The 9,632-nt window shown below is 73.6% G+C and carries 9 protein-coding genes and 1 pseudogene; 8 read left to right on the forward strand and 2 right to left on the reverse strand.

All coding sequences use genetic code 11. The features are described from left to right. Positions 1-34 precede the first annotated feature (34 nt). Entirely contained in the window at positions 35-520 is a 486-nt protein-coding gene (locus tag ACFWE2_RS22440) for a hypothetical protein (protein WP_377226423.1), read from the reverse strand. 279 nt (positions 521-799) lie between these two features. Here ACFWE2_RS22440 and ACFWE2_RS22445 point away from each other — a divergent pair, with 279 nt between their 5' ends. The 8 genes from ACFWE2_RS22445 to ACFWE2_RS22480 all read left to right on the forward strand — a co-directional run bounded on the left by ACFWE2_RS22445 (position 800) and on the right by ACFWE2_RS22480 (position 8,443). Continuing rightward, a complete protein-coding gene (locus ACFWE2_RS22445) occupies positions 800-1,330 on the forward strand; it encodes a Chromate resistance protein ChrB (protein ID WP_377226424.1) in 531 nt (176 codons plus the stop codon). Then, positions 1,327-1,758 carry a chromate resistance protein ChrB domain-containing protein gene (locus ACFWE2_RS22450; RefSeq protein ID WP_377226425.1) on the forward strand — a complete coding sequence of 144 codons (432 nt, stop codon included), beginning with the start codon at positions 1,327-1,329 and terminating at the stop codon, positions 1,756-1,758. Before ACFWE2_RS22445 ends, ACFWE2_RS22450 begins: the two co-directional genes overlap by 4 nt. Before the next feature lie 87 nt (positions 1,759-1,845). Continuing rightward, entirely contained in the window at positions 1,846-3,237 is a 1,392-nt protein-coding gene (gene chrA, locus ACFWE2_RS22455; RefSeq protein ID WP_377226426.1) for a chromate efflux transporter, read from the forward strand. Positions 3,238-3,368: 131 nt separating this feature from the next. Continuing rightward, on the forward strand, positions 3,369-4,109 hold the full coding sequence (locus ACFWE2_RS22460) for an ATP-binding cassette domain-containing protein (protein WP_377226427.1): 741 nt from the start codon (positions 3,369-3,371) through the stop codon (positions 4,107-4,109). Then, positions 4,106-4,792 (forward strand): ABC transporter ATP-binding protein, encoded by a 687-nt coding sequence (locus tag ACFWE2_RS22465; RefSeq protein WP_377226428.1) that lies wholly within the window; start codon positions 4,106-4,108, stop codon positions 4,790-4,792. Before ACFWE2_RS22460 ends, ACFWE2_RS22465 begins: the two co-directional genes overlap by 4 nt. A 13-nt stretch (positions 4,793-4,805) precedes the next feature. Beyond that, positions 4,806-6,344 (forward strand): ABC transporter substrate-binding protein, encoded by a 1,539-nt coding sequence (locus ACFWE2_RS22470; RefSeq protein WP_377226429.1) that lies wholly within the window; start codon positions 4,806-4,808, stop codon positions 6,342-6,344. Then, on the forward strand, positions 6,331-8,106 hold the full coding sequence (locus tag ACFWE2_RS22475; RefSeq protein WP_377226430.1) for an ABC transporter permease subunit: 1,776 nt from the start codon (positions 6,331-6,333) through the stop codon (positions 8,104-8,106). Before ACFWE2_RS22470 ends, ACFWE2_RS22475 begins: the two co-directional genes overlap by 14 nt. 40 nt (positions 8,107-8,146) lie before the next feature. Next, positions 8,147-8,443, forward strand: a complete 297-nt coding sequence (locus tag ACFWE2_RS22480) for a hypothetical protein (RefSeq protein WP_377226431.1) — start codon at positions 8,147-8,149, stop codon at positions 8,441-8,443. A 319-nt stretch (positions 8,444-8,762) separates the two neighbouring features. Here the strand turns inward: ACFWE2_RS22480 and ACFWE2_RS22485 are convergent. Then, positions 8,763-9,632 (reverse strand): annotated as a pseudogene (locus ACFWE2_RS22485) (hypothetical protein); the annotation flags it as partial.

A 9,632-nucleotide genomic window follows, 5' to 3' on the forward strand; every position in this document is an offset into this window, starting at 1 on the left:
CGAGAACCTTCGTGCCGGGCCGGCTTGCGCCCTGCTAGCGGCTCGCAGGGCTCCGCAGGAGCGTTCCGAGCCAGGCGGCGGCGTGCGACCGGACCGAGGCCGCAGTGGCGAACCGTGCGGCGTGCGCCTGGATCTCGGAGCGTTCGTAGACCTGACGGCCCAGCAGGAGGGCCGCCTCCTCGCGGTGGTGCCTGGCGCAGAAGGCCCGGACCTCGGCCGCCTCGAACAGGTCCCACGACGACATCAGGTTGGACACACGGCCCGCGCGGACGAAGGCGGCGGCAGGCGCCAGGTCGTCGAAGAACGCCCAGCGGTCGGAGAGGTCGACGGCCGCTCCGCGACAGATCCGGAGGGCGGCGGTCTCCGTGGCTCCGGGCAGCGCGGGCTGGTCGACGACGGCGGTGTACTCGCCGTCCGTCGTCGTGTGGGGGTAAGCGGTGTGGGGGGAGTGCTCGCCGTACTGCCGGCAGATCGACGTTTCGATCCCCTCGAGAACGGCGTTGGTGGTGCTGGGCGGCATATCGATCCTTCACGTGGTCTTGCCCGGGTCTGCTGGCGGGCACGGGGGAGGGTATCCATGCAGAGGCATGGAGTCCCGGTCGTGATTCACCCTGGGTGCGGAGCGATATGGGGGGTGCTTCGCCTGGGTGGTGCAAGCGGATGTGCTGTCGGTCAGTCCTTGGCCCAGTGGGCCATACGGTCATTCTGTCAAAAAAGGGACCAATTCGCCCGGTGGACGGGGTGATTGCCGCGAGGGATTTGCTTGTGGACCGAGATGTAACCGTGGTTACATCCTCCTATGACCGGCGAATGGGTGCTGCTGAGCTACCGGCTGCCGCGCGAACCGTCGTCGCCGCGCGTCGCGTTGTGGCGCCGGCTCAAGCGCCTCGGCGTAGCGCAGATCTCGGACGGGCTGGTCGCGCTGCCCGCCGACGCCCGCACCCGTGAGCAGCTCGAGTGGGGGGCCGAGGAGGTGGTGGAGCACGGCGGCACGGCCAGCGTGTGGCTGGCCAGGCCGGCGTCGGCGGCGCAGGAGCGTGAGCTGGCGACCGCCATGGCGGCGGACCGGGCCGCTGAGTACCTGGAGCTGGAGACGGCCGCCCGCGAGGCGCTGACCGAGCAGGTCGTGGAGCGGCGCAAGGTGCTCGCCAGGCTGCGCAAGACCTTTCGTGAGGTGTCCCGAAGGGACTTCTTCTCGCCGGACGAGCGCGAGCGGGCCTTCGCCGCGCTGCGCGAGCTCGGGGAGGAGTCGGAGGTCGAGTCCGACGGGCCGCGCGCTGCGACGGCGACGGCGACGGCGCAGGCGCAGGGTGAGCGGGGTGTGCGATGAGGTGGGCGACGCGCGCCGGGGTGCACATCGATCGTGCCGCCTGCGCCTGGCTGATTCGTCGGTTCGTCGACCCGGACGCCGAGTTCGTGTTCGTCGGGGACCCCGCCGACGTGCCTGGCGATGCCACGCCGTTCGACATGCGGGGCGTCGACCTCGGGCACCACGGTGACCGGTGCACGTTCGAGACGATCCTCGTGCGGTACGAGCTCACGGACCCGGTCCTGACCCGGATCGGCCAGATAGTCCACGAGGCCGACCTGGACGACGCGAAGTACGACGCGCCGGAGGCGCCCGGCCTCGACGTCGTGCTGCGCGGGCTGTCCATGACGGGCGACGACGAGCACACCCTCGGTGTCGCCGGCCCGCTCTTCGACGGGCTCTACGAGTTCTTCCGGCGCTCCTACCTGCTGGGGCGCGAACCAGCCTGATGCCGGCCGGACGGCGACCGCCGGCTGACCGTGACCAGACACTCATGACCAGATACCGATGACTGGATACCGATGACCAGGAGCAACATGACTGACGACGAGACCGGCGCGAACTCCGCGGCCGCGTCGCCACCCCGGGACCTGATCCCCTTCCGGACCGCCGTGCGCGCCTGGTTCGCGATCTCGTGGCAGACGTTCGGCGGCCCGGCCGGGCAGATCGCCGTCATGCAGCGCACTCTCGTGGACGAGAAGCGGTGGATCGGGCAGGGCCGGTTCCTGCACGCGCTCAACTACTGCATGCTGCTGCCCGGACCCGAGGCGCAGCAGCTCGCCGTCTACACCGGCTGGCTGCTCAACGGCTGGCGCGGGGGCCTGGTCGCGGGCAGCCTGTTCGTGCTGCCCGGGATGCTCGCGCTGCTGGTGCTGTCCGCGGTCTACGTCGCCTTCGGTGAGACCACCGTCGTCTCGGCGGTGTTCGCGGGTCTCGCCCCGGCTGTCCTGGCCATCGTGGTCCAGGCGGTGCTCCGGGTGGGCAAGCGGGCGCTGACGAGCCCCGCGCTCGTGACCCTCGCAATCGCCGCCTTCGTGGCGCTCACCTTCTTCGCGGTGCCGTTCCCGCTCGTCGTGCTCGGCGCCGGTGTGCTCGGATGGCTGGTGCACCGCTTCGCGCCGGCCTGGATCGCCACCACGGCGCGCAGCGACCAGGCCGACGGCCCCGCCCCGCTCATCCCCGACGACGCCCTGCACGCCGAGAAGCCGTCCGGGCGCCGGGCCCTGCGTGTTTTGGTGCTGGGCCTGCTGGCATGGTCGCTCCCCGTGCTCGCCGTCGCGCTGCTGACGGGGGTCGACAGCGTGTTCACCCAGCAGGGGCTGTTCTTCTCGGGCAGTGCCCTGGTGACGTTCGGCGGCGCCTACGCGGTGCTGGCCTACGTGGCACAGCAGGCGGTGCAGACCTACGCATGGGTCACGCCGGGCGAGATGACGCGTGGCCTGGCGCTGGCCGAGACCACGCCGGGGCCGCTGATCATGGTCGTCCAGTTCGTCGCGTTCCTCGGCGCCTACCGCAACCCCGGCGACCTCGACCCGTGGGCGGCGGCCGTGCTGGGCGCGCTGCTGACGACCTGGGTCACCTTCGTGCCGTCGTTCCTCTTCATCTTCCTCGGCGCGCCGTACGTCGAGCGGCTCCGGGGCAACCGGACGCTGAGCGCGGCCCTGACGGCCATCACGGCGGCGGTCGTCGGCGTCATCGCCAACCTTGCCCTCTACTTCACCACCCACACGCTCTTCGCCACCTCGACCCCCTGGTCCGCCGGCCCGCTGACGTTCGACGTCCCCGACCTCACCACGATCCAGCCCGCCGCGCTGGGCATCGCGGTCGTCGCGGCGCTGCTGCTGTTCGTCGTGCGCTGGTCGGTGCTGCGAACGCTGGGTGTCTGTGCCCTGCTCGGTCTCGGGCTCGGTCTCGCCGGCCTGCTCTGACGGCCCGCGCCGACCACCCTCCTCGCCCCACCGTCTCACCCCGCCCGCGCCAACCGGCCCGGCAGGCCACCCGCCTGCCGGGCTGCGGCATTTGTCAAGAGATCGCCATTTGGGCGATAATGATTCTCAATATGAGTCGCCACCTGATCAGAACCGTCCGCGAGCACGAGGACAGCGTCGACGGGCCGGATCAGGCAGGCCGCCCGATCCTGTCGCTGCGCGACGCCGAGGTGCGCACCGCCGACGGTACGAAGCTCCTCACCGTCGCCTCCCTCGATGTCCTCGCGGGGCAGCGCATCGCGGTCACCGGGCCGTCGGGCAGCGGCAAGTCGCTCCTGCTCAGCACCCTCTCCGGACGGTGGCCGGTCGGCCTGAGCCTCACCGGCGAGCGCACCACACGGCTGCGGCGCATCGGCTTCGTCCCGCAGCGCGGCCTCGACGCCCTGCACCCGCTCGTCCCGCTCGCCCGCCAGCTACGGACGGTGACCGGCGCCGACCCCGCCCGGGTCGGCACGGTGCTCGCCGCGGTAGGGCTCGACGATCCAGCGCTCCACCGGCGGCGTCCCACCGAGCTCTCGGGCGGCCAGGCGCAGCGCGCGAGCGTGGCGCTCGCGGCCCTGACCGACGCACCGCTGATCCTCGCCGACGAGCCGACCAGCGCGCTCGACCACGAGTCCCGGGACCAGACGCTCCGCCTGCTGGAGGAGATCGTCGGCCCACGGCAGACGCTCGTCGTCGCCACGCACGACCTCGCGGTGGTCCGGACGCTCGGCGCGCGTCACCTCGCGGTGTCCGACGGCGTCGTGAGCGAGCTCGTCCCGGGCGCCGGACCGGGCGCCGTCCCAGGTGTCGGACCGGGCAGCAGCCGGTGACCGCGCAGCTCACCGCGCCGACGCTCACGATCGAGCGGGTCACGGCCGTCCACGGCCGCGGCGCCCAGGCCCGCGCGGTCCTCGCCCCGACGAGCCTCGACGTCCGCCCCGGCGAGTCCGTCGCGGTGGTCGGCCGGTCCGGCACCGGCAAGTCGACGCTCGCCGACATCGTCCTGGGCCTGCGGACCCCGGCCGGAGGCCGCGTCCTGGTCGGCGGCACCGAGTGGTGCACGCCATCGGGCCGCCCGCCGCGGAGCGAGCGCCGCCTGGTCCAGGGTGTCCCGCAGGACCCGCTCGCCGCCTTCGTGCCGCGCTGGACGCTCGGCCGGTCCATCGAGCAGGCCGTGCGCCGGCTCACGGGCGACGACGACATCAAGTCCCGGGTGCACCGGGCCGCGCGGCTGGCCAGGCTCGACCTGGAGCTGCTCGGACGCCGCCCGTCGGAGGTCTCGGGCGGGCAGGCCCAGCGCGCGGCGATCGTCCGCGCGGTCGCACCGGGCCCCGCCGTCCTCGTCGCCGACGAACCCACCAGCGCGCTCGACGCCGACACGGCCGGCGTCGTCTCGGCGGCGCTGCTGTCCATCACCCAGGAGCTGGGCATCGCGCTCCTTCTGGTCACGCACGACCCCGCGGTCGCAGCGCGCTGCACCCGCACGGTCACGATCACCGCTCCCGCCCCATGAACGGAACCATCCGATGAACCCCTCCAAGCGCCGTCCTCTGCCGCGCCGGCTCCTCGCGCTCGTGACGATCCCGCTGTCGCTCTCCCTGCTCACCGCGTGCTTCTCCGCGCCGGCCCCCGCCGGCGGTGCGGGATCGGACGAGCGGATCTCCGTCGCGATGCTGCAGCCCCCGCGCTCCGGCCTCAGCCCCCTGAGCGACGACGCCTTCAAGCTCTCGCGCTGGTCCACCGCCGAGACGCTGGTCGTCCTCGACGAGGAGGGGGAGGCACTGCCCGCGCTCGCCACCGAGTGGGAGCGGGTCGACGACACCACCTGGCGGTTCGCCGTCCGCCAGGGCGTGTCGTTCCACAACGGCAACGAGCTCACCACCGAGTCGGTGGTGAACTCGCTCCAGCACGCGATCGACGCGAGCCCGGTCCCGCGCATCCTCGACGGCGTCGAGCTGACAGTCGAGGCCGATCGCGACGACGTCGTGCTGACCACGGCCGAGCCCGACCCGCTCCTGCCGCACCGGCTCTCCAGCCCGCAGCTCGCGATCCTCGACGCAGAGGCCTACACCGACAGCGGCGTCGACCCGACCGGTACGGGCACCGGGCCGTTCGAGCTGACGGCGGTCGACGGCGTCGTCGGAGCGACGCTCGAACGCTTCGACGGCTACTGGGGCGAGCCGGCGCAAGCCGCGGGGATCGACGTGCGGTACGTGCCCGACGGCACGGCCCGCGCCGCCGCCCTGCGGACGGGCGAGGCCGACGTCGTCGAGGCGATCCCGGCCGGGCAGGCCGCGTCGATAGCCGACGACCTCATCACCGAGGTGCCCATGCCGCGCACCAACACCCTGTACCTGAACACCGAGTCCGGCCCGTTCGCGGACCCGGCCGTCCGCGCCGCCGCACGCGAGGCCGTCGACCGGGCAGCGATCATCGAGTCCGTCTACGAGGGCCGCGCCGACGTCGCGGAGGGCCTGCTCGGGCCGGCGCTGCCGTGGGCGGCTGGGTATCGCGACGAGGCCGCCTACCAGGAGGTCCTCGAAGGGCGCGCGACGCCGGCCGAGGTCGACGGCGTCAAGATCACGCTCGGCACCTTCACCGACCGGGCCGAGCTGCCCGAGGTCGCCGTCATCCTCGAGCAGCAGCTCGAGGCAGCGGGCTTCGACGTGCAGCAGGACGTCCGCGAGTACCAGTTCATCGAGGCCGACGCGCTCGACGGCAAGTTCGACGCGTTCATCCTCTCCCGCGCCACGGTGCTCGACTCCGGGGACCCCGTCGCCTACCTCGCCTCCGACTTCACCTGCGACGGCGGCTTCTCCATCGCCCAGCTCTGCAGCCCCGACGTCGACGAGGCCATCAGCAGCGCAGCGCAGACCGAGCCGGGCGAGGACCGTCAGCGCGCCAGCATGGCCGCCGAGGCCGCGGTGCTCGCCACCGACGCCGCGATCCCGCTCCTGCACGAGCGGGTCATCCAGGGCGAGTCCCTGCAGGTGGTGGACGCCGCCCGGGACCCGCGCGAGCGCATCCTCATCACCGCCGACACCCACCTCGATGCGGCACAGTAACGCCATCGGGGTCGCCTCCCGGCTCGTCAGCGGGATCGCGCTGCTGCTCGTCGCCGGGGCGCTGCCCTGGCTCTCGCAGCGCGACCCCGCCGCCTCGGTGCTCCGCGCCCGCTACGCCGAGCTCGAGCCGACGCCGGAGGCGCTCGCGGCCGTCCGCACGGAGCTCGGGCTCGACGGCGGCCCGGTGGCCACCAGCCTCCGCTGGTGGTCGGGCGTGCTCCGCGCCGACCTCGGCACCTCCTGGGTGAGCGGCGGCGAGATCGGGCCGGGGGTCTGGAACGCGCTCGGCGTCTCCCTGACCCTCACCCTCTTCGCGGCGGTCGTCGCGCTCGTCATCGTGGCGGCCGTCGTCACGCCCGCCGCGTCGCGGGTGCTCCGCGACCGCCCGCAGCGCGGCTCCGGCCCCGTCGGGGTGGCGCTCACCGCGCTGCCCGAGTTCCTCCTCGCGAGCACCCTTCTCGTCGTGGTCGCCGTCCAGCTTCGGTGGCTGCCGCCCTACGGGTGGAGCGGGCCGGAGACCGCGATCCTGCCCGCGCTCGCCCTGGGCATCCCAGCGGGCGGCCTCCTCGGGCGCCTGCTGGCCGACGCCGTCTCCGGCGTCACCGAGGAACGTTGGGTCAGCGTGTGGCTGCTCGGCGGCGCACGCCGCCGGGTCATCCTTGCGGGGGTCCTCCGCCGCGCCGCCGCAGCGGTCGTCGACCAGCTCGGGCTCGTGCTCATCGGCCTGCTCGGCGGCGCCGTCGCCGTCGAACAGGTCTTCGCGATCCCAGGGCTGGGCCGCTACCTCCTCGGCGCCGCCAACGCGCAGGACCTGCCGGCCCTCCAGGCCGGCGTGCTGCTCATGGCGCTCGCGGCACTGGTCGTGGGCCTGCTCGCCGGCCTCGCCCGCCGCGCCCTGCGCGGCGGAGGACTGCCACCCGGCGCGCTCCCACCGCCCCCCGAACGGCGGGGTGACGACCGGGCCGCGCGCTGGACCGTCGGCGTCGCCCTCGGCCTCATGGCGCTGATGCTCGCCCTCGGCCTGCCCCGCGACCCGTACACGATCGCCCACCAGCGCCTCGCACCGCCGAGCGCTGAGCTGCCCTTCGGGGCGGACGCCAGCGGGCGGGACCTCCTGGCGCGGGTCGCCCACGGAACGCTGGGCACCCTGCTGCCGTCGGCGGGGATCGTCCTGGTCGCCATCGCCGTCGCGCTGCTCCTGGCCGTGCTCGGCGAGATCGCCCGCGGACCGGCCGAGATCGCCAACGCGACGCCCCCGATCCTCGCCGGCGTCATCATCGCCGCGCTGCTCGGCCCGTCGGTCGGTGGCGCGGCGCTCGCCGTGCTGTGGGTCACCTGGCCGCTGCTGACCGCCCACGCCACGGCGCTCATCGACGAGGCGAACGCCATGCCGCACATCAGGTGGCTCCCGGTCGCGGGCGTCTCCCGCGCCGAGATCTGGGCGCTGCACGTGCTGCCCGCCACGATCGGACCGCTGCTGCGCCACGGCATGCTCCGGCTGCCCGGGGTCGCGCTGGCGCTCGCGGCGCTCGGCTTCCTCGGCCTGGGCGCCCAGCCGCCGCTCCCCGAGTGGGGGCTGCTGCTCGGCGAGGGCATCGACTACGTCGAACGCGCACCGTGGACCACCCTCGCGCCCGCCGGGGCGCTCGTCCTGACGTCGGTGTGCGCCGTCGCACTCGCGGGACTCCGGAGCCGCCGGACAAAGCGCAGAAGTCGCCCCACGGCCCGGCAAGAACCACTGACCCGTGCCAGTGTGAGCTGACGCCAACGTCGGCGTCCCAGCAACGACGGAGGGCAGCCACATGAGTCTTGCCGACATCCACGCCGAGCACACGACCGCCGAGCACCAGCACGGCGAGAGCTGCGGGCATGTGGCGGTGCAGCACGACGGACACGTCGACTTCCTGCACGGTACGCACCGCCATGCGCTGCACGGTGACCACTACGACGAGCACGAGTCGGTCGCCGAGCACACCGCGGCCGAGCACACGCACGGCCCGGACTGCGGGCACGAGGCGGCTCCCCACGACGACCACACGGACTACGTCCACGACGGGCACAAGCACGCCGTGCACGGGGACCACTACGACGAGCACTGATCAGGACGGGCGCTGATCACGGCGAGCACTGATCAGGATGGGCGCTGATCAGGACGGGCGCTGATCCGGTCCGGCGCGTCCTCCTGCGGCGTCGGCCGGTCGTGCCGTAGGGCAGGTTTCGTAGATGTTGCCTGCGAACCTGACTCGGCGTACCGGGTGCGCCGAGTCAGTCCCGTGGTCCGACCAGCGCGCTGACTGGCGGTACCCGGTACGCCGAGTCAGTCAGCTGGGACCAGCGTCCGCCGACCAGTTCCGAAACACGCCATAGAAGGACGACGTCGAGCCTGGCAGGCCCCGGACGCCGAGGCCCGCAGGCCGTTCAGCCGTCGCCGAGCAGCGTGCCGGGCAGGCCGGTGACGGTGAACCCGCTCGTGTCCTGCCTGCCGTGGCCCGGGCTTCGACCGTCGCCCTTTTCGACGCCGCCGCGGTTGCCGTGACCCTTGCCGTTCCCGCGTCCGTCGCCCTGACCGTTCTCGCGACCGGCCCCGTTCCCGTTCCCGTTCCCGTTCCCGGGACCCTGGTCGTTGAACTTCGTGGGGCCTCGACCGTTGGGGTTGCCGGGATTTCCGGGCGGCCCGCCGGAGTCGACAGGCGGCGGGGTCGGCTTCGGCTCGGGCTTTGGCTCCGGCTTTGGTTCCGGCTCCGGTTCCGGTGCGACGGGCTTGTCGGCGGGCGTCCGCGGCGAGGGCCGGTCCACGGTCGGCTCGATGTCCGGAGCGGACGGCGGGTCGTCCGCCGGCTCCGGCTCGGCCACCTTCCGCTCGGGCGCCGGCGCCGGAGCGGCGTCCTCCTTGCGCGTGGTGGCCGGGCGCGGCGCTGGGTCCGCGGGCGGGATGGTCGGGGCGGGCTCCTGCGCGGGTGGCTCCGGCGGACCCGGGAGGCCGGGCGGCCCGGCTGCCTCGCCCTCCTCGACGGCCTGGACCGGCGGCTCGTCGCCCAGGTTGGCGATCAACGCTGCCGCACCCGCACCGACCGCCAGGACGGCGAGGACTCCGGCGGCCACCGTGGTCTCCTTTCGCCCGAGCGCACGCGGCTGCGCCTTGCTCGCGACGGCGCCACCGGCACCGACCACGCCGGTGCCGACCGCGCCCACCGCTCCGGTGGCCCAGCCGCCTGCGATGAGGTGTTGTCCGAGGTCGCGGAGCATCCAGGAGACCTCGCGGACGTCGACGAACGCGCGGGTGCATTC

The organism is Promicromonospora sp. NPDC060271, assembly GCF_042726755.1.
GTDB lineage: Bacteria > Actinomycetota > Actinomycetes > Actinomycetales > Cellulomonadaceae > Promicromonospora.